This is a genomic window from Lewinella cohaerens DSM 23179, assembly GCF_000379805.1.
Classification (GTDB): Bacteria; Bacteroidota; Bacteroidia; order Chitinophagales; family Saprospiraceae; genus Lewinella; species Lewinella cohaerens.
In genome coordinates this window covers 228,699-254,102 of the sequence record NZ_KB903554.1, presented here as the reverse complement: position 1 = coordinate 254,102, position 25,404 = coordinate 228,699, and the positions used below count along the sequence as shown (strand labels likewise).

Annotated in this window: 20 protein-coding genes and 1 tRNA gene; 10 read left to right on the top strand and 11 right to left on the bottom strand. The window is 45.5% G+C overall.

Translation table 11 applies throughout. The annotated features are described in order from the left end of the window. Nucleotides 1-186 precede the first annotated feature (186 nt). Nucleotides 187-3,123 (bottom strand): FAD-binding and (Fe-S)-binding domain-containing protein, encoded by a 2,937-nt coding sequence (locus A3EU_RS0118965; protein ID WP_020537777.1) that lies wholly within the window; start codon nucleotides 3,121-3,123, stop codon nucleotides 187-189. A gap of 146 nt (nucleotides 3,124-3,269) precedes the next feature. On the opposite strand from A3EU_RS0118965, the gene A3EU_RS0118960 reads away from it, so the two are divergent. The 5 genes from A3EU_RS0118960 (at nucleotide 3,270) to A3EU_RS0118935 (ending at nucleotide 9,850) form a co-directional block, all read left to right on the top strand. Further along, nucleotides 3,270-3,920, top strand: a complete 651-nt coding sequence (locus A3EU_RS0118960; protein ID WP_020537776.1) for an HAD family hydrolase — start codon at nucleotides 3,270-3,272, stop codon at nucleotides 3,918-3,920. Between the two features lie 2,064 nt (nucleotides 3,921-5,984). After that, complete coding sequence (locus tag A3EU_RS33070; protein WP_020537774.1) at nucleotides 5,985-6,506, top strand: TetR/AcrR family transcriptional regulator; 522 nt, start codon at nucleotides 5,985-5,987, stop codon at nucleotides 6,504-6,506. 49 nt (nucleotides 6,507-6,555) lie between these two features. Then, the gene (locus A3EU_RS0118945) at nucleotides 6,556-7,182 is read left to right on the top strand and encodes a hypothetical protein (protein WP_020537773.1); all 627 of its coding nucleotides are present in this window, start codon (nucleotides 6,556-6,558) and stop codon (nucleotides 7,180-7,182) included. Nucleotides 7,183-7,199: 17 nt separating this feature from the next. Then, nucleotides 7,200-7,676 (top strand): (2Fe-2S)-binding protein, encoded by a 477-nt coding sequence (locus A3EU_RS0118940; RefSeq protein WP_020537772.1) that lies wholly within the window; start codon nucleotides 7,200-7,202, stop codon nucleotides 7,674-7,676. Nucleotides 7,677-7,678: 2 nt separating this feature from the next. Beyond that, a complete protein-coding gene (locus A3EU_RS0118935) occupies nucleotides 7,679-9,850 on the top strand; it encodes a xanthine dehydrogenase family protein molybdopterin-binding subunit (protein WP_020537771.1) in 2,172 nt (723 codons plus the stop codon). Nucleotides 9,851-9,871: 21 nt separating this feature from the next. Here A3EU_RS0118935 and A3EU_RS35395 read toward each other — a convergent pair whose 3' ends face one another. Both A3EU_RS35395 and A3EU_RS0118925 read right to left on the bottom strand, forming a co-directional pair. Then, nucleotides 9,872-10,228, bottom strand: coding sequence for a DoxX family protein (locus A3EU_RS35395; protein WP_026211471.1), 357 nt, complete (start codon nucleotides 10,226-10,228; stop codon nucleotides 9,872-9,874). Between the two features lie 36 nt (nucleotides 10,229-10,264). Beyond that, the gene (locus A3EU_RS0118925; protein WP_044086190.1) at nucleotides 10,265-11,008 is read right to left on the bottom strand and encodes an NUDIX hydrolase; all 744 of its coding nucleotides are present in this window, start codon (nucleotides 11,006-11,008) and stop codon (nucleotides 10,265-10,267) included. A 122-nt stretch (nucleotides 11,009-11,130) separates the two neighbouring features. Here A3EU_RS0118925 and A3EU_RS0118920 point away from each other — a divergent pair, with 122 nt between their 5' ends. Then, nucleotides 11,131-13,458 (top strand): glycoside hydrolase family 3 C-terminal domain-containing protein, encoded by a 2,328-nt coding sequence (locus tag A3EU_RS0118920; RefSeq protein WP_020537768.1) that lies wholly within the window; start codon nucleotides 11,131-11,133, stop codon nucleotides 13,456-13,458. Nucleotides 13,459-13,470: 12 nt separating this feature from the next. Here the strand turns inward: A3EU_RS0118920 and A3EU_RS0118915 are convergent, their stop codons facing one another. From A3EU_RS0118915 to A3EU_RS31065, 3 genes are all read right to left on the bottom strand, one after another. Next, nucleotides 13,471-13,755 (bottom strand): YciI family protein, encoded by a 285-nt coding sequence (locus A3EU_RS0118915; RefSeq protein WP_020537767.1) that lies wholly within the window; start codon nucleotides 13,753-13,755, stop codon nucleotides 13,471-13,473. 182 nt (nucleotides 13,756-13,937) lie between these two features. After that, nucleotides 13,938-14,011, bottom strand: a tRNA-Pro gene (locus A3EU_RS0118910). A gap of 114 nt (nucleotides 14,012-14,125) precedes the next feature. Next, nucleotides 14,126-17,083, bottom strand: a complete 2,958-nt coding sequence (locus A3EU_RS31065) for a WD40/YVTN/BNR-like repeat-containing protein (protein ID WP_020537766.1) — start codon at nucleotides 17,081-17,083, stop codon at nucleotides 14,126-14,128. 200 nt (nucleotides 17,084-17,283) lie between these two features. Here A3EU_RS31065 and A3EU_RS0118900 point away from each other — a divergent pair, with 200 nt between their 5' ends. Further along, complete coding sequence (locus tag A3EU_RS0118900; protein ID WP_020537765.1) at nucleotides 17,284-19,389, top strand: GEVED domain-containing protein; 2,106 nt, start codon at nucleotides 17,284-17,286, stop codon at nucleotides 19,387-19,389. Between the two features lie 83 nt (nucleotides 19,390-19,472). On the opposite strand, the gene A3EU_RS0118895 is transcribed toward A3EU_RS0118900, so the two are convergent. Continuing rightward, nucleotides 19,473-20,060 carry a hypothetical protein gene (locus A3EU_RS0118895; protein WP_156825824.1) on the bottom strand — a complete coding sequence of 196 codons (588 nt, stop codon included), beginning with the start codon at nucleotides 20,058-20,060 and terminating at the stop codon, nucleotides 19,473-19,475. Nucleotides 20,061-20,245: 185 nt separating this feature from the next. On the opposite strand from A3EU_RS0118895, the gene A3EU_RS0118890 reads away from it, so the two are divergent. Genes A3EU_RS0118890 through A3EU_RS0118880 form a run of 3 tightly spaced genes read left to right on the top strand, consistent with a single transcriptional unit; the run spans nucleotide 20,246 to nucleotide 23,278 of the window. Next, the gene (locus A3EU_RS0118890) at nucleotides 20,246-21,697 is read left to right on the top strand and encodes a nicotinate phosphoribosyltransferase (RefSeq protein ID WP_020537763.1); all 1,452 of its coding nucleotides are present in this window, start codon (nucleotides 20,246-20,248) and stop codon (nucleotides 21,695-21,697) included. A 7-nt stretch (nucleotides 21,698-21,704) separates the two neighbouring features. Continuing rightward, nucleotides 21,705-22,421 carry an NUDIX hydrolase gene (locus A3EU_RS0118885; RefSeq protein WP_020537762.1) on the top strand — a complete coding sequence of 239 codons (717 nt, stop codon included), beginning with the start codon at nucleotides 21,705-21,707 and terminating at the stop codon, nucleotides 22,419-22,421. An 8-nt stretch (nucleotides 22,422-22,429) separates the two neighbouring features. Continuing rightward, nucleotides 22,430-23,278 carry an MBL fold metallo-hydrolase gene (locus A3EU_RS0118880; RefSeq protein ID WP_020537761.1) on the top strand — a complete coding sequence of 283 codons (849 nt, stop codon included), beginning with the start codon at nucleotides 22,430-22,432 and terminating at the stop codon, nucleotides 23,276-23,278. Between the two features lie 69 nt (nucleotides 23,279-23,347). Here A3EU_RS0118880 and A3EU_RS0118875 read toward each other — a convergent pair whose 3' ends face one another. The 4 genes from A3EU_RS0118875 to A3EU_RS0118860 all read right to left on the bottom strand — a co-directional run bounded on the left by A3EU_RS0118875 (nucleotide 23,348) and on the right by A3EU_RS0118860 (nucleotide 25,281). Continuing rightward, nucleotides 23,348-23,779 carry a phage tail protein gene (locus A3EU_RS0118875; RefSeq protein WP_020537760.1) on the bottom strand — a complete coding sequence of 144 codons (432 nt, stop codon included), beginning with the start codon at nucleotides 23,777-23,779 and terminating at the stop codon, nucleotides 23,348-23,350. Nucleotides 23,780-23,815: 36 nt separating this feature from the next. Beyond that, nucleotides 23,816-24,241 carry a hypothetical protein gene (locus tag A3EU_RS0118870; protein WP_020537759.1) on the bottom strand — a complete coding sequence of 142 codons (426 nt, stop codon included), beginning with the start codon at nucleotides 24,239-24,241 and terminating at the stop codon, nucleotides 23,816-23,818. A gap of 134 nt (nucleotides 24,242-24,375) precedes the next feature. Continuing rightward, complete coding sequence (locus tag A3EU_RS0118865) at nucleotides 24,376-24,621, bottom strand: hypothetical protein (RefSeq protein ID WP_020537758.1); 246 nt, start codon at nucleotides 24,619-24,621, stop codon at nucleotides 24,376-24,378. A 27-nt stretch (nucleotides 24,622-24,648) separates the two neighbouring features. After that, nucleotides 24,649-25,281 (bottom strand): polyphosphate polymerase domain-containing protein, encoded by a 633-nt coding sequence (locus A3EU_RS0118860; RefSeq protein ID WP_020537757.1) that lies wholly within the window; start codon nucleotides 25,279-25,281, stop codon nucleotides 24,649-24,651. Nucleotides 25,282-25,404 lie beyond the last annotated feature (123 nt).

The window sequence follows — 25,404 nt, the reverse complement described above, 5'->3', positions numbered from 1 at the left end:
CTTCGTACCTACTGTCTGCCGCTCTGCTCCATAGGGTCGGGTTTTAAACCCGACCCTATGGAGCAGAGCGACTGCCCATCCCTTGGGCCTGCTCTCCTGATGGATCGGGATCCGCCGAGCTACATGCTCCGCATTTCGCATTAATAGCTCCTTTTAGATTCTTTTTTGCATAACGCCCTATTGAAATCATAACAGCCCCTCATACAATACCTCCACCGGATGCATTGCTTGTCGCTGGGTACCATCTGCAATCTGGTGGCGGCAACTGGTTCCTGTGGCCGCAATGATCGTGGCGATAGAAGCTTTTCGCACAGCAGGAAAAAGCACCAGCTCCCCCACCTGCTGACTCACCTCGTAATGCTCGGCCTCGTAGCCAAAGCTTCCGGCCATACCACAGCAACCGGAAGGAATAACTTCCACATTGTAGTTTTCCGGTAAGGAAAGTAACCAAACGGAATCTTCCACTTTGCTGAGTGATTTTTGGTGACAATGACCATGTAAAAGAATATGTTTCTCCTCGCGCACAAAAGCCTCAGAAGTGATGTGCCCCGCTCGGATTTCACTGGCCAGAAACTCATCAATCAATAGGCAATGAGGAGCCAGTAATTTTGCGCTTTTGCGCAACGGTTCTCCAACCATTCGTGGGTACTCATCCCGGAAACTGAGAATGGCCGATGGCTCCAAGCCCAATAGCGGGGTATCTTCGCTAATAAGGTCGCTAAACAAGCGCACATTGGCCTCGGCCAAGCCCTTCGCGCGGGGCAGCAAGCCCTTGGAGATAGCCGCCCGCCCGCTCTCAGGATGATCGACCAACAGCACCTCGTAGCCCAGCTGGTCCAGTAAGAGAATAGCCTTTTGGCCTATGGGCGTATCATTGTAGTTGGTGAATTCATCACAAAAGAAGTAGACCTTTTGGTGGTAGTTCTTTGCTTGTGGTTGAAACGTCTTTTTAAACCAGGTGCGTAAAGATTGGGAGTGAATGCCTGGCAAAGTCCGTTGAGGAGCAACTTGCAATACTTTTTTACTCAACCCAGCGGTAAGCGGACTAGTCAGCAGAAGGTTGTATAAACCTGGCCACAGACTTCCAATTCGGTTAAAAGTATTGATATAGGCAAAAGCCCGCGCACGTAGTGGAATGCCATTGCTTTGATAATATTGATGCAGGAATTCCGCTTTTAGCCCAGCCATATCAACATTCGAGGGACATTCGGAGGTGCAGCCTTTACAAGACAAGCACAGGTCCATCACTTCCTTGATTTCCTGATGGTCAAAGGCGTTTTTTTGCTCGCTTTTTGTCAGGAATTCGCGCAAGGTATTGGCCCTGGCTCTGGTCGTATCTTTTTCGTTTCGGGTAGCTTGGTAGCTAGGGCACATGGTCCCTCCTGAAAGCGGCAGCTTTCGGCAATCACCAGAACCATTACATTTTTCAGCAGCGCGAAGGATACCTCCTACGTCTGAGAAGTCCAGAACAGTAGGGTAGGAGCGATCCTTTTGTTCAGGGGCATAGCGAAGAGAGCTATTCATGGGCGGCGCATCCACAATTTTTCCTGGATTAAAGATGCCTTTGGGGTCCCAGGTTTGTTTTATCTCCCGAAAGAGGGCGTAGTTTTTTTCTCCGACCATCAGCGGAATAAAAGCGGCGCGTACCCTACCATCGCCATGCTCGCCACTTAGCGATCCACGGTATTTTTTGACCAACTTGGCGGTTGCTAGACTGATATCATAAAACCTGTTGACATCCACTTCCTTTTTCAAATCCAGGATGGGCCGGAGATGTAATTCTCCCGCTCCTGCATGCGCATAGTAAACGGGCTGTTGGTCAAAGCCTTCCATGAGTTCTGAAAACTCGCGGATGTATGCTGGCAAGTCATCCAGGTCTACGGCTGTATCTTCAATACAAGCAACGGCTTTGGCATCACCGGGTATATTGGCCAACAATCCCAGTCCTGCGCTGCGTAATGACCATACTGCCTTGGTTTGCGCAGCAGGAATGATAGGGTAAGCATAGCCCAATCTCTGTGCTTTAAATTCCTCAATGAGTAGGTTAGCTTCGGCCTGTGCTGCTTCGGCACTGCTAGCGCGTAATTCTACCATAAGTACCGTTACAGGGTCTCCTTCAATAAAAAAACGATGCTTACGGTATTCGATGTTTTCTTTGGTACAATCGAGGATGATTTTGTCCATCAACTCACAAGCGCTGGGTTGGTGGCGCATCGCAATTTGGGTAGCACGCATACTTTGGTCCAGTTCCGAAAAATGAGCAGCGACAACCACATGATCGGGCAAAGGCAAAGGATCAAGTTGTAGCTTGATTTCCGTAGTAAAAGCCAAGGTTCCTTCCGAACCACAGAGTAGTTTGCAAAAGTTGAAAGGGGTATCACTATTTGTAAAAGCAGAGGTTTCCAGTAGTGCATCGAGGGCATATCCAGTGTTCCTACGATGAATACTTGGCTTGGGGAATTGTTCTCTGATTTCGGCTTGTTGTTCCTTGTCTTTCAGTGCCTTGGTGACTTGGCGGTAGAGCTCACCTTCAAGACCAGGGAGCGCACACTTTTGGGCCAGCCCATCGGGTGAGAGTGCCCCGAAACTAGCTTTTGTCCCATCAGCAAGCAGTACCTCCATTTCGATCACCTTGTCCCTGGTCGTTCCGTATTCGATGGAGGTGGTGCCTGATGAATTATTGCCCACCATTCCTCCAATCATGGCGCGGTTAGCAGTAGATGTTATGGGCGAGAAAAACAAGCCGTGGGGCTGCAAAAAGGCATTGAGTTCATCACGTACTACCCCTGGCTGAACGCGTACCCAGCGTTCTTCTACATTGAGTTCTATGATTTTAGTAAAGTGCTTGGAAATGTCTACCACAATGCCTTCTCCTACACACTGCCCGGCCAAAGAAGTACCGGCTGCACGCGGAATCAAGGAAGTGTTATGGATGTTAGCAAATTGGATCAAAAGTGCTAGGTCTTCTACCGTAACTGGTAGGGCAATCGCTTGGGGTAAGGCCCGGTAAACCGAAGCATCTGTCGCGTAAAGCACTCTTTGCAGTTGGTCGAAATGAAGTTGGCCGGTAAGCTGCTCAGAAAGTGCTGCGAGAGCGGTAGCTGGTATTTTCAGGGCGTCCATATTTGCTAAATTTGAAGCCCAAAAGGTACGGCGAAGAAAGGAGAATCAGCTTAGTTTTAAGCGCATAAGATAGGCCCGTGTTTGTTTTTTCTATTATTTTGCGACCATCAAACCAACTAACAATCCAACCATCAAACTAACAAAGAATGAAAGGTTTCCTCTTCGATATGGACGGCACAATGGTCGACAATATGATGATTCACCACCGAGCTTGGCAGCGCAAGTTGTCAGAGTTGGGTATGGAAATGACCATTGAAGAAGTCAAAGAAAAAATCCACGGGGTAAACAACGAAATCTTGGAACGCCTTTTTGGTGACCGTTTCACTCAAGCGGACCGCCAACGTATTTCAAAAGAAAAAGAAGCCGCGTACCGAGAGATATTTTTGCCACAACTGAAATTGATTGATGGTTTGCAAGCATTTCTTGATCAATCTAAATCAGCGAATATCCCAATGGCTATTGGGACAGCCGCACCAGAGGAAAACGCCCAGTTTTTGGTAGACAATTTAGGCTTAGCCCCCTATTTTCAGGGCATTTTCCACGCAGGTAGTGTAAGCAAAGGCAAGCCTGATCCCGAAATTTTTGATAAAGCAGCGGCGTCTATTGGCTTAGAGGCCAAAGATTGCTTGGTGTTTGAAGACAGTGTCACCGGCGCGGAAGCAGCTTTCCGTGCGGGAGCCAAGGCAATTATTGTTACGACTACCCATGATGAAGAAGAGTTTGCGCACTTCCCTAACATCCTGAAGTTTGTTGATAATTATCATGGGATGATGCCAGAGGAATTTCTTTCTTTTTGATGGCAACAGCTTTGGAGGCGCTAATCGTACCAGCGCGATTACGTATTTGTACGATTACAGCAGGCAAAACCAGTTAAGTATCGCGCCCTTTTTGTATCTTCCTTCCCGGTTGATCCACTAGTCTCCCCTCTATATATTTCTACACCATTACCCAACCTAGCTAAGCCCAATGTTTAGCTGGCCGTTTGGTATCCCAAACCCATATTCTTATGTACAACCAACAGTTGTTCAGAGCGGTATCTTGCTGTCTATTGGTGGCAGCCTTAACGTTCTCTTGCACCCGCAAAGCGGAAACCTACCTTTATTTGAGTGATGGAGATCAATTGAATTTCCCGGAAGCATCTCTTGATTTAAAAAAGACGGGTGTGTGTTTTTCTGGAGGCGGCACCAGGGCCATGACCTGTGCTGCTGGACAGATGAAAGCCCTCTATGACCTTGAAATGTGGCAACACTTCGGCTACATTTCTTCGGTGTCGGGAGGTTCCTGGGCCTCGTCGATCTTTACGTATTACGAAACCACAGAAGATGGCCCTCAAAACGACAAACATTTATTGGGTACGCCTTTGGGAGCAGCGAACCTTACGATGGATTATCTCAAGGAACCGGTGCCTAAACAATGGTTGTTTTCTCCGGTAACGACGGACTTATCTCGCAGGCTGTTACATAATTTAGCAACCGATGACCTTACATTGGGCTTCGAAGAATCTCCCCATGATATCTGGATTGATGCCATTGGAGCTGTTTACCTCCAACCTTTTGGATTGTATGGCGACCGGGCCAGACGCTATTTTTCTTACGATGAAAATTCGGTAAACAGTATCATTAGCCGTGCTCCCCGATTGAAATTATCAAAAAACGATTTTCACTTGGTACACAACCAAGCCGGTGATGCTCCCAGGCCCTATTTGGTGATGAATTCCTGTATCATCAGTCCTCCTGTTGATTTTCCAATAAAAACACCAGCACCATTGAGTGTGATGAACTATTCGCCCCTAGGCGTAGGTTCAGCCCAATACAATGAAGCTTTAGGCGTCTCAGGGAATTTGACAGACAAGTTCCCTGTTGGTGGTGGGTTTATTGAGCCGTATGCGATGGGCGGATCTTCANCTATTCATACACCTAAGGTGATTGACAAGGCACTTTCTTTAGCAGAAGTCAGGTTGTCAGAGCATCACCGTTTCCGTTTAGCGGATGCGGTGGGTACGAGTAGTGCTGCTTTTGCCGTTACAATCGCTCAAAGTGAAAGGGACGAAATCGTCACTGATTTATTAGCCTTGGGTTCTATAATTCCTCGTGAAGAGTATTGGTCACCAGGTGCAGAGGGTACACTGGCCAGGGAGTACGGTTTTGGCGATGGTGGTAGCCTGGAAAACTTTGGGGTGCTAAGTTTACTCCAACGGGATGTCGACAGGCTGGTGGTATTTGTGAATACGGACACACCAATCGATATTACTCACCAAGAAGGAGAACCTGTTTCCAATACGCAAGTGATAGATTACGATTTTTATTCCCTTTTCGGGAATTTTACCTACGGTAACCATACCCGAAACCACGTTTTTTCGAAGGATGATTTTTATGAAATCTTTGGACAGTTTAAAAAATGTATAGCGGACGGTACAACCGTGATGGCTCGCACCAATACCACAACAATACCTAATAAGTGGTGGGGAATTAAGGCAAAAGAAGTTGAAATTCTTTGGTTTTATAACGAAGCTGTTCCAGCCTGGGAAGAAAAGCTTAGTGAAGAAATCCAACGAGAAATTGATGAATGCAGTAGAGGAGATTTCCCCGACTTTCCCCAGTACAAAACCGAATTTCCAGAAAGGTTGCCCTTTATTGTTGAGCTTTCACCCGCTATGGCCAAGTTGCTTTATGAGTTGCAGTATTACAATGTCTCCATTAATGAAAAGGAGTTTGATTTTCTGAAAGACTAACTTGTTTTAAGGAGCTGGCATTTTACCCATCGTGATAGATTCCAGCTCCTGTTATTAATATTTATTGTAGGTGGATTTGGTTTTTTTCTCAGCATTACTTATTATTGGTGAGTAATTAATCACTTTTGCCTTGACTACTAAAAAAGAACGTATTCTAGAAGCGGCCTTGGAGCTTTTTGCTAAACAGGGTTTTGCTGCTACTTCTACCAATGCCATCGCCAAGAAGGCTGGGGTGTCTGAAGGACTACTCTTCAAACATTTTGGCAATAAGCAGGGCTTATTAGAGGCTTTGCTCAAAGAAGGAGAGGAACGTGTTGCTGTGCTTGCTTTACCAATAGTTGCGGAAGAAAACCCTCAAGAAGTATTGCGTAAATACATTGAGTTACCTTTCAATATGCCACAAGAAGCTTATAATTTCTGGCGGCTGATTTTTCAATTGAAATGGAATATAAATTACGACCACAAAAAGAAACTGAAACCAATCAGGGATAAATTGATAGCTGTATTTACAGGTCTGGGCAAAAGTAACCCTCCGTTAGAAACAGAAATGTTGATGCAGCTTATTGACAGTGCTTCTATTGGCTTGTTGCAGGGAACCTTGAACGAACCTATGGCATATCGAGATTTTTTGCTGAAAAAATACCTTTTGTGAACTTCCTTCGAAGGCGTGGAAAAATAGATTGTCATTATAAATCCTATTTATGAAAAAGACCTTATTACCTATTCTTTCAATCATGCTACTCATCGGTAGCGTAAGTATTGGTTTTGGTTACAGCGAAAAAGAAGGGGAAGAGCTGTCTAGAAGTTCGGTAAACGAATTACCTCAGCAAGAGCAAAATGAATCCTTAGCGGCATTCAATACCATGATGAAGGTGCTTACGCACAAACGTTGTGTGAATTGCCACCCGGCAGGTGACCGTCCCCATCAGGGAGAAGATAGTCATGTGCATAATTTTGGGGTACGCCGAGGGCCAGATAACCATGGTGTGGCTGCACTACGTTGCGAAACATGCCACCAGGAGGAGAATAATGAATTCTCTGGCGTCCCTGGTGCACCGGAGTGGAGTTTAGCTCCACTCAGCATGGCCTGGGAGGGCCTCAATCGGATAGAAATAGCGAAGTCAATCATGAACCCTGCAATAAATGGCGGCCGTTCTCTTGAGGAAACGGTAAAACACCTTACCGAACATGAGCTTGTCCTCTGGGCTTGGGAACCAGGCGTAGATGCCGATGGAACACCCAGGGAAAAACCACCAGTACCCAAAGAGAAATATATTGCAGCCGTCAAAAAATGGGCAGAAACTGGTGCTCACATTCCTACTGAATAACCTAACTCCTAATAATCATGGATATATCCTTTCAAATTAACGGGACACTCCGATCGGTAGATGTTGACGAAAACACGCCTTTGTTGTGGGTCGTGAGAGATGTAATAGGTCTAAAAGGCACCAAGTTTGGCTGTGGAAAAGCGGCCTGTGGTGCATGTACACTTCATGTGGATGGAGAAGCAGTACGTTCTTGTTCTTATGCTGTGAAATATGCAGAAGGGAAAAATATTACGACTATCGAAGGATTGGGAGATGCCGATAATCCTCACCCTGTGCAACAAGCTTGGATGGAAGAAGTCGTACCACAATGTGGTTATTGCCAGCCTGGTTTTATGATGGCTACTGCTGCGATGCTCGATAAAACCCCCAACCCAACAGATGAAGATATAGATGCCAATATCGTCAATGTTTGCCGCTGTGCAACCTACTATCGGATGCGAAAGGCCATTCACCGTGCGGCTGAACTTCACACTGCTAACGCCCAAAATTCGTAACCATGAGCAAGGAGAAAAAAGATAAAAAAGGGTTTTCGCGACGGAAGTTCTTGGTACGAGGAGCTGTGGGAATTGGTGTAGTTTTAGGAACGGGCTATTTGACACGCTCCATCTGGCGGCGTGGTATTGCCGGCATGATCAATACGGCGGAATCTCCTTATATGGGAGATACCAAAACACCACCTTTGTGGTTTGAGGTTACCGCAGAAAATCAAATCATTCTGCATTCTCCGAAAGTAGAAATGGGCCAGGGGGCCTTTACGGGTTTAGCGCAAATAGCTGCGGATGAATTAGAAGTGGATGTTGACCGAATTAAAGTAGTACACGCTGCAACCAGCACTGGTAATATTGATGGTTTCGGTACGGGTGGGAGTACTTCTATATCTAGCCTGTGGATGCCGATGCGCGAGTTGGCAGCGACCATGCGCGAAATGCTAAAAAATGAAGCTGCGAAAGCACTCAATACGAGTCCTGCATCTTTACAGTTGAATAATGGTGTAATTACGGGTGGGGGCAAAGCGATAACCTATGGTGAGGTTGTCGCAGGTGTGCAAGAATGGGAAATTCCCAAGACCCCACCACTCAAAGACCTGAAAGACTATAAATTTGTTGGCCAGCCTGTGGCCAGGGTAGATCTAGCAGACAAGGTATTTGGCGCGCCCATTTTTGGAATGGATGCAACCATGCCTGATATGCTTTATGGAGCAGTAGTGCGATCTTCTTTAATCGGTGCAAAATATAAAGGTGCTGATACCAGCAAGGCTGAAGGCATGCCTGGTGTGGTGAAAATTGTCAAAGAAGCTGATTTTGTCGGCGTCGTCGCAACTTCCCGCATGGCAGCAGAAAATGCAAAGAAGGCTATCTCGGTAGACTGGGAAGTAGACCGCAACTGGGAGTCGGAAGACATAGAAGCCATGATCCAGGTAGGGCAAGGCGACCCTGTTGAAATACAGAAAAAAGGAGATGCGAAAGGGCTACTTGAAGCAGAAGAGGGGCTCATTACGGCAGAATATAAAAGCCCGATTGGTGCACATGCACAATTGGAACCTAATGGCGCAGTGGCCTATGTGGAAGCAAATAAGGCGACGGTAATGATCTCCACCCAGGTTGTTGAAATTACGCGGAGCGAAGTGGCTGATCGCCTTGGGTTTTCCAAGGATCAAGTAAATATTGTTCCTACGTTTCTTGGCGGTGGCTTTGGCCGGCGTTTACACACACCAAATGCGATCCAGGCGGCAGTTTTATCTAAGGCTGTCGGGAAACCCGTAAAGTGTTTTTTGAATCGCAAAGAAGAATTCCAGAATGATACTTTTCGGCCACCTACACATCACGTGCTTAAGGCCCGATTATCAGAAGATGGATTGATAGAAACTATCGAACACAATGTGTCCAGTGGTGATGTAATGTTTGGTTCTGCACTGACGCCTGGATTCCTCGACCCTATCGTAGGCGCAGACATTGGTGCTTGGCGCGGAGGAATGATCCAATACGGTGCCATCCCCAACTTTCGGGCGGTATCCTGGCGAGTGAAACTCCCCTTTTCAACCAGTTGGTGGCGTAGCCTTGGGCTTTTGGCCAATACTTTTGCCATCGAAAGCTTTATGGATGAACTGGCCATCAAAGCAGGGAAAGATCCCGTACAATTTCGTTTGGATCAAATTCAGGATGATAAAGCTGGTCAGCGTTTAAAAGCCGTGATCAAAGCTGCGGCAGAAAAAGCCGCATGGAAAGACGAGGTAGTCGATGGACGAGCCATGGGCTTTGCAGCTTCTACCGATGCAAATACGCCTTGTGCTCACGTAGTAGAGGTATCCATTGAAGAGGGCGAAATAAAAGTTCATAAAGTAACCTGTGCAATGGACCCTGGGATTGCAGTTAATCCTGATCAAGTGCGAGCACAGTGTGAAGGTTCCATCATCATGGGTATGAGTGCAGCTATGTATGAGCAGATGAAAGTAAAGAAAGGAGCACTTACACCTACGATTTATGGCCCGTATCAGATGGCATTGATGAGGAATGCACCAAAAGAGATAGATGTGGTATTGTTACAAAATGATGATAAACCTGGTGCGGTTGGTGAACCTCCTATGGGGCCGATAGGGGCTGCTGTGGCTAATGCTGTGTTTAGATTGACCGGGCAGCGACTAAGAGAAATGCCGCTACAGTTGGTCTGATCAAAAACCTTTGGATATAGCTCATACAAAGCTATAAGCCCAATAAATCAAAAGCAATTGTATCGGTAACCGTAGAGCAGTTTGCCAAACCATTTTGTTCTTTTGTAGTGATTTTTGGAAATGGTAAACATTTGCCGGGAATACAGCAATTAGCAGTAGAATAATTCCGATAGCTGCGTAAGAACGGGTAAGAGGAAATAGAAGGGCTATTCCTAACAGGATTTCCCCGGCTCCTACTATTTTGTTCACCACCTCTGGCATTGGCACCCACTTAGGCATAATACTCAAAAAGAATTTTGGTATTCTGAAATGAGCGATTCCGGCAGCTATGTAAGTAATTGCCATTAGTACTAATGAAAATAGGTGGGGCGTCGTCATAAGTTTAATGGTGCGCTTATAAAAATAATAGTCAACTTAAAATATCCCATTCTCCAACTCCTGCGCCAAGACTTTTTGGTATTCCTCCTGATCAAATTTGTAGATGATAGGTGCCCTATTTTGGGCCCCCATACGGCGCTTTCCTGTGTCTACAAGGATGCCATAAGTAAGTATTTTACGTCGGAAGTTGCGGCGGTCGAGTTTACGTATAAGGATGGTTTCGTAGAGGGCTTGCAGCTCCGGGATCGTAAATTCGTCAGGGAGAAGGTTGAGGCCGATAGGCTGGTAATTCAATTCTTTCTTTAGCGTAATATGCGCTTGCTGGATGATCTCGGCATGGTCAATAATCATCGGAGGAAGATTATTCAAGGGAACCCATTCGCATACTTCTGAGGTGAAATCAGGTTGTGGTGTTACTACTTTAGAATACTCTACCAAGGCATAGTAACCAACCGAAATAAAGCGTTGCGCAAACCACGCTCGGGAGGTCTCGGGCAAGAGTCCGTCCTTTACCATCTTATCTACCGTTTCTTTCTGGGTACGGTTGGCTGCACCAAAGACTTTGAATTGTTTCAAGAAAATGTCTTGTAAACCTGTTCTGTTTTTCAAAACTACAGTAGCCGCTAAATCCAGGTCTTGATCGGCCTCCACAAAACCTCCAGGTAAAGCCCAGGTAGCCTGGTTTTTTAATTTCAAAAGCAGTACCCTAAGCTCATTGTCATGGAATCCGAGAATAACGCAATCTATTGATACGGAGGGGAGATAATTAGACGGATTCATTTTCTGTACAGGGATATGAGCAAGTTCAAAGCATGGTGATTGATAAAAATCAAAGATAATTAATAAGGTGGATAAATAATTTTCTATATTTGTGTCATTGTGACACAATAAAATATTTGGCCATGCAGAAAATACTTGTCGTCTTATTTTTTTCGCTTACCTTTTTAGCGTGTGAAAACAACAATAATACCATGGAGGAGAGTAAATCGCTGGAAAATGAGGCGACCAATGCTGCTATTGATCAGCAGGTAAAGGATTGGATTGCTCAGTTGACACTGGAAGAAAAAGCAAGTATAGTAGTGGGGATGGGGATGAATGTTCCTGGGTTGACCGAAGCAGAACAGCCCGAAAAGGTGCCCGGAGCTGCGGGGAGTACTTACGAGGTAAAACGCCTGGGTATCTCATCTATGGTACTTTCTGATGGCCCTGCTGGTCTTCGTATTGAACCAGCTAGAGAAGGTACGGACAAGACCTTTTACTGCACCGCTTTCCCTATTGCTACGCTTTTGGCTTCAAGTTGGGATACGGACTTGGTCGAGGAATTGGGTAAAGCATTCGGGGAAGAGGTAAAGGAATACGGTGCTGATATTCTATTGGCTCCTGCCCTTAATATTCATCGTAATCCGCTTGCGGGCCGCAACTTTGAATATTATTCGGAGGACCCCTATTTAAGTGGATACATGGCAGCGGCCATCGTAAATGGGGTAGAATCAAATGGCGTTGGAACAAGCATTAAGCACTTCGTCGCCAATAACAGTGAGACCAACCGAATGATGTTGGATACGGAGGTTGGTGCCCGAGCCTTGCGAGAAATTTACCTTCGAGGATTTGAGATCGTTGTGAAGAATGCCCAGCCTTGGACCGTGATGAGTTCTTACAATAAGATAAACGGGACCTATACCTCTCAGAGCAGTGACCTTCTGGAGGTTATCCTCCGCGAGGAATGGGGCTTTGAAGGATTGGTGATGACGGATTGGTTTGCTGGAGATGATGCCGTGGCGCAGATGGAAGCAGGCAATGATCTCATCATGCCAGGTGCTCCCGAGCAGAGAGTTGCAATTTTACAAGCGGTAAAAGCAGGTGAGCTAGACGAAGCTGTACTGGACAGAAACGTAGGGCGTATTTTGCGCATTTTGTTGCAGTCACCTGTTTACAACAATTATGCTTACAGCAATAGTCCTGATCTTGAGAAGCACGCGGAAATAGCACGTAGAGCAGGTGCCGAAGGGATTGTGTTGCTGAAAAATCAGGACAAGGCTTTACCGCTTTCTGAAGACACCAAGAAGGTGGCAGCCTTCGGGATCGGTTCGTATGACTTTATTGCTGGTGGCACGGGTAGTGGAGATGTCAATGAAGCCTACACCGTATCATTGGTAGAAGGGCTGGAAAATGCAGGTATCACCCTTGATTCTGACCTAAAGGCTGGTTACGAAACTTATATTGCCAAGGAAAAGGCCAATTTGCCGGAAAAGAAATTCTTTTTTGAATTGCTACCTCCCATCAAGGAAAAATCACTAGAAAAGGCGGCAATAGAAAAGACCGCCGCTTCTACAGAGATGGCTTTCATCACCATCGGCCGTAATTCAGGGGAGTTTCAAGACCGCAAACAAGAAGGAGACTTCTATCTGACCGCTGCTGAAAAGTCAATGATCAAAGCCGTCAGCGATGTATATCACGCAGCGGGCAAAAAAGTAGTAGTACTGCTGAATATTGGTAATGTCATCGAAATGGCTAGCTGGCGTGATCAGGTGGATGCGGTTGTTCTCGCCTGGCAAGGTGGCCAGGAAGCAGGTAATGCGCTTGCTGATGTGTTGACTGGAAAGGTGACTCCTTCCGGTAAATTACCAACTACTTTTCCAATAAGTTATGATGATGTTCCCAGTGCAGCTACTTTTCCAGGAGAAGAAATTCCTGGTGGTAAAGAAAAAATGGTAGGTCCAATGAGTATGGGTAAAGACACTAAAATTAGCTATGATGAAGGAATCATGGTTGGTTATCGCTACTACCATACTTACCAAAAGCCTACTGCTTACCCATTTGGTTTTGGCTTGTCATATACCAACTTTGAGTACAGTGGTTTGTCTTTAAGCGCTGACTCTTTTTCGGATAACCTTACGGTAGAAGTTACCGTGAAAAATACCGGCGGATACAGTGGTAAGGAAGTCGTACAGCTCTACCTCACAGCACCAGGGAAATCTATGGAAAAGCCTGCTTTAGAGCTTAAGGCGTTTGGTAAAACCAAAACCCTCCAGCCAGGAGAAACAGAAAAACTGTCTTTTATCCTTACTGCTAAAGATTTAGCTTCTTTCGCTACGGATAATGCTGCCTGGATGGTAGAACCCGGTGACTATGAAGTAAAAATAGGCGCATCCAGTACGGATATTCGCCTTAAAAAAACCTTTACTGTAACCAACGAAATTTTGGTAGAGAAGGTGAAGGGAGTATTGTAACCGCTTGGGAGGTCACTGTTGTTGTTCCGGCCCGATCACCACATGCCACAACTTGGCCTCCCAACTCGTCACGAGCCCAGCCTTGTAATAAGGATCATTAAGTACAAAGTGCGCCACCTCTTGTTTGTTGCCCACTTTGAAAAGGAGCCCGGCTTCTTTTCCATCGTCAAATGCTCCCCCCATGAAAAAAGCGCCCTTGGCTTGTGCTTCTTTTACGTGCTTGAAATGGTCGGCCCGATAAGCCTCACGTGCTTCCAGGTAATTATCGACCAGTTGATAGATGAGCAAATACCACATAGTTTAAAATTTGTTTCGAAGATTGTAAATCTGACGTTGCATCCCCTTGTTTTTAAAAAACCTTAAATGTCCTTATAATCCCTTACATGGTTCAAAAAAACTTATGTGCCTTAAGTGGTTAAAAAGAAGAACCCTTAGGTGGTTTAAAACAAAAAAGCCCGTTCCGAAGAACAGGCTTTAAGTCGGGATGACAGGATTTGAACCTGCGGCCTCTCGCCCCCCAGGCGAACGCGCTACCGGGCTGCGCTACATCCCGAAATGGAACGAAAATGCTAAAAAAGCAATTTTCATTGAGGGGAACGCAAAGAAAGAAACTTTTCTTTAACCCTGCAAGCCAAAGCCTATTTCTTTTTCTTGCGGAAAGACTTGTTTATTTATCGAGTATTGGGTCGTCTCTCAGCTCTATCTGGCCACTGACTACTTGGCCCTGGTACTCAATTTCTACCGCGTAATGACCGGCTTCCGCACTTGTTCTACGTGGCCTTTTGCCTAGTGAATATCCGTAGCGGCCATAGGTAGCAGACATTATATCCCATAGTTCCAGGTAGCGATGTTCATCATAGTTTTGCCTGACTTTTACAAACTCATTATACAATTCCGCTAGTTCGCTCTGTTTCGTTTTATCCTCAATGGTTCCTCTCAATTGATCGATTGTTTCCAACATGACGGAAATGTCTTTCATCGCTGGAACAGGCGGGAAATCCAAATCCCAATAGATGCGATTAAGGCCTGGCCTGGCGGCAACTTTCCATCGCTGGCTTTCTGTTAGATTTCCTTTGACGGTAATCGTCAACGAGTCTCCTTCTTTTTCGGGAGCTACCCAGCATTGGATCAGTCCACCAGGCGCAGGGTTTTCGCCCCTAAATTCAAAATAGGGCTGCTTGCGCCCGGTATTGATACTTTGCCAACGGGTAGCCCGCCGGCTTGGTAGAAAACTGAATTCTCCTTTGCTACCTGTTTGTGCAAGGGCACGCAATGCACTCAGGTCATCCAATATCCAGATGCTCCGACCGTGGGTGCCCGCTATGAGGTCTCCCTCGCGCGGGTGGATGATCAAGTCATGAATGGCTACCCAAGGCATATTGTTTCGTAGCGTTTGCCAATGCTCACCTCGGTCGAGGCTAAAATGCACGGCAGTTTCTGTGCCCACAAAAAGCAGGTTTTCTACCTGTGGGTCTTCTCGAACAACGTAGCAACTCCATTCTTTTGGCAAGCCTTCTTGAAGTGCTTTCCAGGTTTTTCCGTAGTCTTCGGTAACAAAAACATAGGGCTGCATATCATCGTAGCGATGATTGTCTAGCGTGACATAGCACCGCCCGGGTTGATGCCGAGAAGGCTCCACTCTACTTACCCAGGCACTCCCTCCGTAAGATTTTCCTGGGGCAGCTTCACGGCGAGGTACCTCGGGGAGGTTAATACCTACTTCCTCCCATTGGTGACCACCATCTCGGGTTACGTGCAGGTAACCGTCATCCGTACCTGCCCAGACGACATCCGTATTCATGGGCGATTCGGCGGTGGTCACTATCGTGAAATGATTCTCTCCACCTGTAACACTACGCGTGAGGTAACCACTAGCGGATGGATTGCGCCACGCCGGATCATTACCGGTTAAATCAGGACTGATAATGCGCCAACTTTTTCCCCGGTCATCGGAACGGAACAGATGGTTACCCGCAAAGTAGATTCGTTGGGGAAGGGTAGGAGAGAGCACCAGCGGGCTACTCCAGTTGAACCGAAATTGAGGAGGAAGCTTTTGGCGGTCGGTTTCTTCGTAGAAAAACCAGTGTTCTCCTGGATCAATAGTGTATTCAATTAAAGGATCAGTACGTTTAGGGTCGAAATGATCGCGGTAATTGCTAATGGTTTGAGGGCTTGGTGTAATGTACTCGTACGCTCTGGTTTCACGATTTATCCTTACGGCAAAACCTACGTGATTCACCAAGTAGGTTGTTCGCCAATCGGTAGGGTCTACCTGGAAATGGAAACCATCACCTTCGCCTACCCAAGTGTTGTGTTCGTTCAAAATCCCTCGGGGTTCTCGGCTGTTACTGGGGCCTACCCACAAGCCATTATCTTGCAAACCGCCGCCTACCCAGTAAGGGTCTTGCATGTCTGCACCTATCGCATAGTACTGGCCAATGGCCATGTTGTTGTAAGAAAGAATAGTCGCTCCACCATCTATGCTGATCCGTAAACCTTGGTCTGTACCCAAGTACATGATATCACTATCATAAGGGGCTATCCACATCGCGTGATCATCACCTCCATCCGTGCGCCAACGCCGGGGCTTAAAGGTTTCACCACCATCATAAGAGATTTGGAAGTCACGCGAAACGACGTAAATCGTATCAGGCCGGGAGGGGTCAATTTCTATTTGTCCGTGGTAAAAAGGCCGAACGGCATGTTTGTACAAAAAACGCCAATGGTTACCGCCGTCATCGGAGCGATACACACCGGAACCCGGTACGCCTTTAGGCAAGTTTTCATCCGCCTCAATGGCAGCCACCAAAATATTGGGATACTTTCTGCAAATGGAAATATCAATCATTCCCATAGCGCCAGTAGGCAGTCCTTCTGTCAGTTTTTTCCAAGTTTTTCCACTGTCTGTACTTTTGAATAATCCACCTTGTTCACCTCCACTGGTGTAATAAAAAGGTTGCCGCAATCGATGATAAAAACCAGCAATGAGGGTACTGGGATCTTCGGGGTGCATAACGATTTCGGTGCAGCCTGTTTTGCCATCTTGGGGGAGCTTGTTCGTTAGCTTTTCCCAGTTTTCGCCCCCGTCTATTGTTTTATACAAGCCTCTTTTTCCACTATATCCCCAAAGGTGACCAACGACTGCTACATAAGCAATGTTAGGGTCAGTAGGGTGTAAGGCAATGTCTGCAATGTGATGGCTGTCCTCAAATCCAATATGAACAAAACTTTGCCCCCCGTCGGTACTTTTGTACAAACCATCTCCCCAACCTGAGCTGTTGCGATTGGCAGATTCGCCCGTTCCTACCCAGATGATCTCCGGTTGCGCCTGGTGTAAAGCAACAGAGCCAATGGACCCCGCGCCATAGTCATCAAAAATAGCGTCCCAGGTGATCCCTCCATTCTTACTTTGAAAAACACCTCCCGAAGCGGAGGCACAAATGACATGGCGATAGTCGGTATTCAAGGCATCAATATCTGCAATTCGGCCCATCATGTTGGCGGGGCCAATATTGCGCCATTCCAAACTCTGGAAATGAGCCGGATCGGATTGAGCACTAAGGAGATAAGAAATACCTAATAGGAAAGAGAAAAGGAGTAGGCGGCTTCGTGCGAGCATTTTCATTTAAAGGTACGTATTAGAAATCGTTAGGCCATATTTCAGATGATGCCTTTAAATGAAAGGCGGATAAATATTCAAAAAAAATAGAATATGATTAATGAGTTATTATTCAATGCATTATCTTAGTGTCTATAATCATTAGATTTATGGACAGTTTCGGTTTATAAATCCATATCCTAAAACACCTAAAAGAAGAATTTGCTATGAAGCATTTATCTATTACGCGTCCCTACCTTACCTTTTTCTGCTCCTTATTTTTAACCTTTAGTCACCTTTTTGCGGGCAGTATTCCTGAGAATGCCCCTTTTAGAACACCATCTGGTGAAAATATTTCAGAGGCTGGGCTTCTTGCTGTATGTCTAGCCTATGTTTATGTAGCGGTAGGAAGCAGCTGCGATGTTACCCTAACACCAGAAATGATTGATGGAGGCTCGTCTGATGATGATGGCGATCCACTTACCTTTAGTTTAGATAACCCTGGGCCTTATGATCCTGGTGTTTATACTGTTTTTCTTACTGTTAGCGATGGCAGTTCTACGAATCAATGTTGGAGTACCGTTACTGTCGAAGATAAGATGAGCCCTACGGCCATTTGTGTCAGTAATGTCAATGTGAGCCTGGGCCCCGACGGTACGATTACCGCCTTGCCTGAATATATTGATGCAGGTAGTTTCGACAACTGTGATATTGATCTCAGTATTAGCAGCGGTCCTACGGAATTTGATTGCTCTGATGTAGGAGAAACATTTACCCTTTTCCTAACGGTAGAAGATGTTGGTGGCAATACCAATACTTGTTTCTCGGAGGTGAGTATTGTTGACCCCGGTGGTTTTTGTGAAAACGAAGCTCCCGTTGCTGTTTGTCTAAATGGGCTTAGTGTCTCCGTAGGTGGAGATTGTGAATCACCACTATTATTCCCTGCCGATTTTGACGCTGGCTCTTTTGATCCAGATGGCGATCCGCTTACCTACAGTATAGACAATGAAGGTCCTTTTGCACCCGGTACGTATACCGTTACGCTTACCGTAAGTGATGGCAGTTTATCGAATTCGTGTTTTACGCAAGTACAAGTTACTACTCCAAATAACACCATTTATGAATGGATTGAAACAGTAGCAGTAGCTGATCTAAATAATAATTCCGGAGATAATGGAGGGTATGCTGATTTCACTTCATTAAGCACTACGCTCGCAATTGGCAATAATTATGAAATAGCCCTCACTCCCGGTTATGCAGCTAGCAGTTACACGGAAAGATGGCGCGTCTATATCGATTTTAATCAGGATGGGGTGTTTTCTAATCCAGCTGAAAGAGTTGCACAAATACAAGGAGAAGGGCTTCAATTAGCAAATATCTTACTACCGGAAGGTACTTTGACAGGCACAACCACAATGCGCGTTGTGATGAGTTATGGTGATTTTGAGAATACTTGCGACGATGACTTTGAAGGAGAAGTAGAGGATTATACGGTCGTTATTGCAAATTGTGAAGATATTCCTGGTTGTATTTCTTATTGTGAATCAGAAGGACAAAATACGAGTTACGAATGGATCAGAAGAGTACGTTTAAGAAGCATCAATAACAATTCTGGTGACGATGGCGGCTATGGTGATTATACGGCCTTGAGTACCAATGTGAGCACCGGATCAACCTATAACATGAGATTGCGCCCAGGTTTTTCGGGTAGCTCCTACCAAGAATACTGGCGGGTTTGGGTAGACTGGAACCAAGATGGGGATTTCAGTGCCGCTGAACTGATGGTACAAGAAAATGGCAATGGAAACATTATAACCTCTATGACGATACCAACAGATGCATTAGCAGGCTCCACCCGTATGCGGGTAGCCATGCAGTACAATCAATATGCAAACGCTTGCGATAACTTTGGTGACGGAGAAGTAGAGGACTATTCAGTAAATGTACTTTCCACAGCGGGATTAATAGCGTCGGAGGATGAAATGACACAAGCGCAAACGACTGATCAGCAAAAGCAGCAATCGGTGAATAACCCAGGGGGTGAGCTGCCGCAGTTAACTATTGCTATTCCAGCTGCCAGAACCTTGGGATTACAGCTAGCTCCTAACCCTGCGAAGGATGCCGTGAATGTTAGCGTAAAGCCACTTTCTGAAAATGCGGAATTAACGATAATGGATCAAGTTGGCCGGATAGTTTGGCACCAAGCCTGGAGTATGGACCAACAATCACAAACGCTGGACTTACAACGCCTTGGTCTCGCGAATGGAGTTTACTTCGTAAGCTTGCAAACAGCCACAGAAAAGATGACCAAACGACTGGTAATTGCGAAGTAGTTGGCATTACTAATAACTTAGGATTTCGTAAGTTCTAGTCAGCCTTGATTTTGGCCTAAGCCAAAATCAAGGCTGACTAGAACTTACTGCTTAAAAACCGCAAACGAATCAATAAACCTATCAGTAGAAGTATTCATCCCATACTCCCGACGCGTGACGGTTTGGACAGTGTAGAAACGGTGATCAGCAATGATGGCTTTGGTACGAATACTCCCTCGACCATTGAGGTAGTCAATCCGCCAATAGCGATAAGGGAAAGTTTGGATAAAACCATCTTGAGAAAACATCATTTCACCTCGAACCGATTCCAGAGCAGCCTCTTGGGTTTCGTCAAGTAGTGCATTTAAGAGGTCAGTACTGTCCTTCGGTAGTGTCCCTTCCGGGTAATCGACATAGCTGATCATGTACACCTCGTTCTCCGCTTTTTCACTGGTAGGCGCAAGGTACAGCGTATGGTAGACCATCTTGCCCAGAGGCGTATCAATGCTATCAATTTTTTCCTGGAAGTCACCAGGGCTCCACACGCGAAACTTACCCTCAAAATGGGCTTTTTCTTCCCATGTCGCCTCGGCCAATTCCCAGCTTTTTAGAGGGTCAAGGGCATCATCGTCCTGACTGAAAAGAAGGTTGGTAAAGCAAAGGCTCAAAAAAAGGAAAAATGATATCTTCATACTAAATGGCATACTTGTCGTAATCTTTGTGGTCACATTCGTTTCTTAAACCAGTCTCCCGGTTATTTATTGTGACGTAGTATAGACGAATAGTTACCCAAATAGGTTGTATCAGAAATAAGTGGTGCTTTTTTGTAAATTACAAGAATAAGCCATACCTTAGTTTTGAAAACAAACTAAGTCTAATGATCCAAGGCTCTCATTTAAGTAAAATATACCGGGCAGGGTGGGGGAACCTCACCGATTTGTACCAGCTCACGATGGCTTATGGCTATTGGCAGCAGAAGATACACGACCGTCCAGCTGTTTTTAATCTTTTCTTCCGGGCTCATCCTTTTAAGGGGCAGTATACGGTAGCCGCAGGCTTGGCATTGGTGGCAGATTTCTTGCAGAACTTTGGTTACTCTGCCGAAGAAGTACAGTATTTAGGAAGCTTAAAAGGTGGAGATGGTCGGGCTCTGTTTTCAGAAACATTTTTGCACTACCTACAGCGAATGCGTTTTACAGGTTCTGTGTACGCTGTGCCAGAAGGAACATTGATGTTTCCACATGAGCCCTTAATTCGTATTGAAGCTCCTTTGGCACAAGCTCAGTTGATAGAGACTGCCTTGCTTACGCTGGTCAATTTTTCTAGCCTTATTGCTACCAAAGCTGCTCGGATGCGCCAGGCCGCCGGAGACGACAGTCTGATTGAGTTTGGCCTACGGCGGGCACAAGGTATTGATGGTGGCCTGACAGCCAGCAGGTCAGCTTTCATTGGTGGTTGTAATGGGACTAGTAACGTTTGGGCAGGCCAGCATTTAGGCATTCCTGTAAAAGGAACCCACGCCCATAGCTGGATCATGGTTTTTGCCGATGAATTGGAAGCTTTTCGGAAATATGCTGCTGCCTTACCCAATAATTGTACGTTTTTGGTAGATACTTACGATACGATTGATGGCGTTGAAAATGCCATCAAGGTTGGTTTAGAGCTTCAAGAAAAGGGGCACCGGATGATAGGCATTCGCTTGGACAGCGGTGACTTGGCCAGTCTCAGTAAGCGGGCCCGAGATTTACTGGATGAGGCAGGTTTTCCTGAAGTAAAGATTGTCGCGAGCAATGACCTGGACGAGCATGCTATACGTGATCTGAAACACGCTGGCGCTAAAATTACTACCTGGGGTATTGGTACTCGTTTGGCTACGGCTTATGATCAACCTGCACTGGGTGGCGTGTACAAATTGGCTGCTATAGCCAATGAGGAAGGCCAGTTAGAGCCACGTATCAAATTGAGTGACCAGGAAATTAAAACCTCCAATCCCGGTGCACAGCAAGTACGTCGATTTTATGAAGATGGAATTCCGGTAGGAGACATCATTTATCAGGTTGGTCGCCCTCCGGGAGTGGTGCCGGAGTTGGTCGCGTTTAATATGGCAGGAACCATAAAGTTACCCGAAAATGCAGAGAGTAAAGACCTTCTTCTACCCATCATAAAAGAGGGAGATTTCTGCTATGATTTTCCTACCTTAGAGGAAATTAAAGACTTTTGTCGCACGCAAATTAAAGGCCTTGAGAAAAGGGCTGATAAACCCTATGTTTATGGATTAGAGCTTCAGTTAGCTGCTCTAAAGCAACAATTGATCGCTCAAAACAAGTAACTTAGGCATGCCATATACTTACGAATATCAACGCCCTTCCATCACGGTAGACTGCATCATTTTCGGTCTAGATGAATCTCAACAGCTAAAAGTCTTGTTGATTCGGCGTAAGCTAGATCCCTATGCTAATAAATGGGCCTTGCCCGGCGGTTTTGTACACATGGAGGAATCCTTGGAGAATGCGGCCCGTCGGGAGCTTAAGGAAGAAACTGGCGTAGAGAATGTGTTCATGGAACAGCTTTATACCTTTGGTAGTCTCGACCGCGACCCGCGCGGCAGGGTGATCAGTGTTGCCTATTTTGCACTGGTCAATCTCTCGGAACACACCCTGCGAGCGGACACCGATGCCGAAGATGCCGCTTGGTTTAGCATCAATGAGCTTCCAGAATTGGCCTTTGATCATTCTACGATTCTTCGTGTGGCACTTGATCGCCTACGTGCTAAACTTCGCTACCAGCCGCTTGGTTTTGAATTGCTACCAGAGCATTTTACGCTCTCCCAATTACAGCAACTCTACGAAACAGTACTGGGAGTTCCCAGCTTGAACAAGCGCAATTTTCGTACCCGCATTTTGAAAATGGGGGTGCTAAACGAGGTTGGCCGACAAACTAATGTTGCTCACCGCCCAGCGATGCTCTTTAGTTTTGATAAAGAAAAATATCAGGAACTTTTCCAAAATCGAGAAGCTGATCTCCTCAAACGAGGCGTTGATTTCGAGATATAAATTTAACTATGAAGCTCAGTTTTATACTTACCGGACTTTTCAAACTTGATGGCGGCGCTATGTTTGGCGTCGTACCCAAGCAATTATGGCAACGCCTGAACCCGCCTGATGAGAACAATTTATGCACCTGGGCAATGCGCTGCTTACTCATCGAAACAGGCAGCCGAAAGATTCTGGTGGATACAGGAATTGGTGACAAACAAGACGAACGATTTCGCTCTCATTTCCACCCTCATGGCGAGGATACGCTGATAGGGAGCCTCGCTAAACAGGGCCTGAAACCCGAAGATATTACCGATGTGTTGTTAACTCACCTGCATTTTGATCACGTAGGTGGAGCAGTGAAATACAATGCGAAAGGAGCGTTGGTACCCACCTTTCCCAATGCGACCTACTGGACCAATGATCGTCATTGGAAATGGGCTATCGATCCCAACCCCAGAGAAGCAGCTTCCTTCCTGAAAGAAAACCTTTTACCACTGAAAGAGCACGGTGTTCTTGAAATGCTGGATGTACAAAAAGACGATCTCGAATGGCTGCCGGGCATTCGCCTGCGTTATGTTTACGGCCACACAGAAGCCATGATGCTGCCCATCATAGAGCACCAAGGACAAACCTTGGTTTATGCTGCTGATTTGCTGCCTTCGTCTTTCCATATCAAGATGCCCTATGTAATGGCTTATGATGTACGACCACTGGATACACTAGCCGAAAAAGCACGCTTGCTGGAAGAGGCCGAAGCTAATGATTGGTTGATTGCCTTTGAACATGATCCACAACTGGCAGTTACACGCTTGGCACGCAATGAAAAAGGCCGATTGGGAGTAGGGGAGCTAACGAATTTAAGTGGTTTTTAGGTGCGGTACCATAAGAACATTAGGTGAAAGAGCTACTAAAACTAGCTTATAAAATTCCTAGATCAGCTCTTAATTAGAGTTATTTTCTTTGATGTAATCAACATTGATAATGCCAAAACTAAGTTCCAGACTTTCTTTTGCTATGGCATTCCCTTGAGAATCGAAGTCAGAAAAACTTACCCGTACTGGGAATACATCAAAAAACGACCAAACGACGACCGCTGCCCCCACATCGTCAAGTAATTGAATTATTAATTGAATGGGTTGTTGTGGGCCATGAGATATCCTTCTACTATTCCAAAGGTCAAAAAAAAGATTATCACCTTTGGTGATGTTACGCTTTAAGATCACATTTTCAAATACATCTTTGACTTGGGCTTCATCAACAGGAGCTCCCTCTACCGGTTGGCTACTAAAGGATAAGTTTAGGACTTCATCACATAAAATGTTTTCTCCGTTAATCTTAACATCAAATGAAAAGTTATAATATTGGTTTGCCATTATGATATTGGTTTTTTAGTGTTTTGTGGATAGTGTTTATACCTGACTGGTACTACTTTTGGGAGGTAACCCGTTGAGCGAATTCAAATTATATTTGATTGTTTTTGTAAACCTATTGCCCAATTCGTTTTTGAACATGATTTCCATATTAAAAATATTCGCTGGGTTTTCAATGGAATCAATTGCTTTCTGATCCGCGAAAAAGATGTCCAGTAAATCTACAAAAATTGAAACTTTCTTGAATGGAGCTAGATAAGTGTGCCCTTGGAATATGGGTAGTGCAGATATGTCTTTACTTCCGTTTCTCCCCATAAGTTTTGAGTAAAATACTACCCCCACATCAATTGCAGGAACACTGGAAATATTTATTAAATCCAAAAAAAGTGACCCTTCTTTTATGGAGAAATCGATAATTACCGAAGGGTTTAAGTCTACTGTTGTCTTATTATTTATTGTTACCATAGTAGAAGGAACTCATGTTTTATTCTGTAATTTACACAGTCGAACTTTGATGTCAAAACTATCCGAGTAAACGTTTCTTAAATCAGTATTTTCTATTAAAAAATATCCATTCACTCCCTGGTTTGTCCAAGTACTTATTTCAACCCTCGCTCTTTCAACAGCTCTTCCAAAGCGTCGTTGTTTTTAGAACCGTTAACTATTTTCCAAATAAAAAACAATGGGATTAATGTGAAAAGCCCAACCGTGTTTTTCCAAACGCTCCAAGCGATAACGCCAATCATAATCCCAATGGTTAGCGCACTCAAAATGGGAGCATATTTCATTTTCTTCGCTTCTGCTAACAGTTCTTGATCTGTTAATTCTGAAAGTTCTTTTTGCATGGTTATTGTTGTTTTGGTTTACTTACATCACCCCATCACCAAACTCACTCCCATCACATACTTACTATTCTTCGTAAGTCGGAAAGGGAGATGGGCGAAAACCTCCTGCGCAGCCTGATCGTATTCTTGCTCGTATTTGAGCTCTAAGACACAGGCCATATCGTCAATAAATTGGGTGTTGACGGGCGGGTGGCTCCAGGAGAAGGGCGCGAAATTCATCTTCCAGTCAATGGTAATCCGGAAGCGCCCATCGGCGGAACCCCAGTAGGAGCGATCATAACTATTAATCAGTACTGGGCGTAAGGGGAGGTATTGCAAAGCAGGTATTTGCTGGAACAGCGACCTTAGGTCTTTCCAGTCGGTAGACGGTAGTTTTTGGCTTTCTTTAGTGCCTAACTCACCGTCTTTTATCTTGATTTCGAAAACGGGGTGGGGGAGCTGAACGGCTGTTTTCCCATACCACCTCAGGCGATGTTTACGTCGTTGAGGGTTGCCCGCCACATTTTGATAAAACTCATCAAGGGCTGGCGTGTCAAAATAGATATTATTGACCTGACGATCAGGAAATAACGGCCTAAAGCTAGCTGGATGACTCCGCAGCACCTGGGCTACCCAAGGAGGAGACAAGCCTTCGATCCGGTATTTCCTTTCGTATCGCAATTCACTGTTGATATTTAGAGGGTGTTTAGGAATGTGTGTCCAATAGCTTTAGGTAATTTACAACTATTGGTATTCAAAGAAAAAAACTCTGCGCCTCTGCGCGAAAACATTTTTCTCTACACT

What these genes read in the sequence shown, in the direction of transcription:
- A3EU_RS0118965 (WP_020537777.1), bottom strand. Translation starts at nt 3,123, where the DNA reads ATGGACGCCCTGAAAATACCAGCTACCGCTCTCGCAGCACTTTCTGAG.
- A3EU_RS0118960 (WP_020537776.1), top strand. Translation starts at nt 3,270, where the DNA reads ATGAAAGGTTTCCTCTTCGATATGGACGGCACAATGGTCGACAATATG.
- A3EU_RS0118945 (WP_020537773.1), top strand. Translation starts at nt 6,556, where the DNA reads ATGAAAAAGACCTTATTACCTATTCTTTCAATCATGCTACTCATCGGT.
- A3EU_RS0118940 (WP_020537772.1), top strand. Translation starts at nt 7,200, where the DNA reads ATGGATATATCCTTTCAAATTAACGGGACACTCCGATCGGTAGATGTT.
- A3EU_RS0118935 (WP_020537771.1), top strand. Translation starts at nt 7,679, where the DNA reads ATGAGCAAGGAGAAAAAAGATAAAAAAGGGTTTTCGCGACGGAAGTTC.
- A3EU_RS35395 (WP_026211471.1), bottom strand. Translation starts at nt 10,228, where the DNA reads ATGACGACGCCCCACCTATTTTCATTAGTACTAATGGCAATTACTTAC.
- A3EU_RS0118925 (WP_044086190.1), bottom strand. Translation starts at nt 11,008, where the DNA reads ATGAATCCGTCTAATTATCTCCCCTCCGTATCAATAGATTGCGTTATT.
- A3EU_RS0118920 (WP_020537768.1), top strand. Translation starts at nt 11,131, where the DNA reads ATGCAGAAAATACTTGTCGTCTTATTTTTTTCGCTTACCTTTTTAGCG.
- A3EU_RS0118915 (WP_020537767.1), bottom strand. Translation starts at nt 13,755, where the DNA reads ATGTGGTATTTGCTCATCTATCAACTGGTCGATAATTACCTGGAAGCA.
- A3EU_RS31065 (WP_020537766.1), bottom strand. Translation starts at nt 17,083, where the DNA reads ATGAAAATGCTCGCACGAAGCCGCCTACTCCTTTTCTCTTTCCTATTA.
- A3EU_RS0118900 (WP_020537765.1), top strand. Translation starts at nt 17,284, where the DNA reads ATGAAGCATTTATCTATTACGCGTCCCTACCTTACCTTTTTCTGCTCC.
- A3EU_RS0118895 (WP_156825824.1), bottom strand. Translation starts at nt 20,060, where the DNA reads ATGAAGATATCATTTTTCCTTTTTTTGAGCCTTTGCTTTACCAACCTT.
- A3EU_RS0118890 (WP_020537763.1), top strand. Translation starts at nt 20,246, where the DNA reads ATGATCCAAGGCTCTCATTTAAGTAAAATATACCGGGCAGGGTGGGGG.
- A3EU_RS0118885 (WP_020537762.1), top strand. Translation starts at nt 21,705, where the DNA reads ATGCCATATACTTACGAATATCAACGCCCTTCCATCACGGTAGACTGC.
- A3EU_RS0118880 (WP_020537761.1), top strand. Translation starts at nt 22,430, where the DNA reads ATGAAGCTCAGTTTTATACTTACCGGACTTTTCAAACTTGATGGCGGC.
- A3EU_RS0118875 (WP_020537760.1), bottom strand. Translation starts at nt 23,779, where the DNA reads ATGGCAAACCAATATTATAACTTTTCATTTGATGTTAAGATTAACGGA.
- A3EU_RS0118870 (WP_020537759.1), bottom strand. Translation starts at nt 24,241, where the DNA reads ATGGTAACAATAAATAATAAGACAACAGTAGACTTAAACCCTTCGGTA.
- A3EU_RS0118865 (WP_020537758.1), bottom strand. Translation starts at nt 24,621, where the DNA reads ATGCAAAAAGAACTTTCAGAATTAACAGATCAAGAACTGTTAGCAGAA.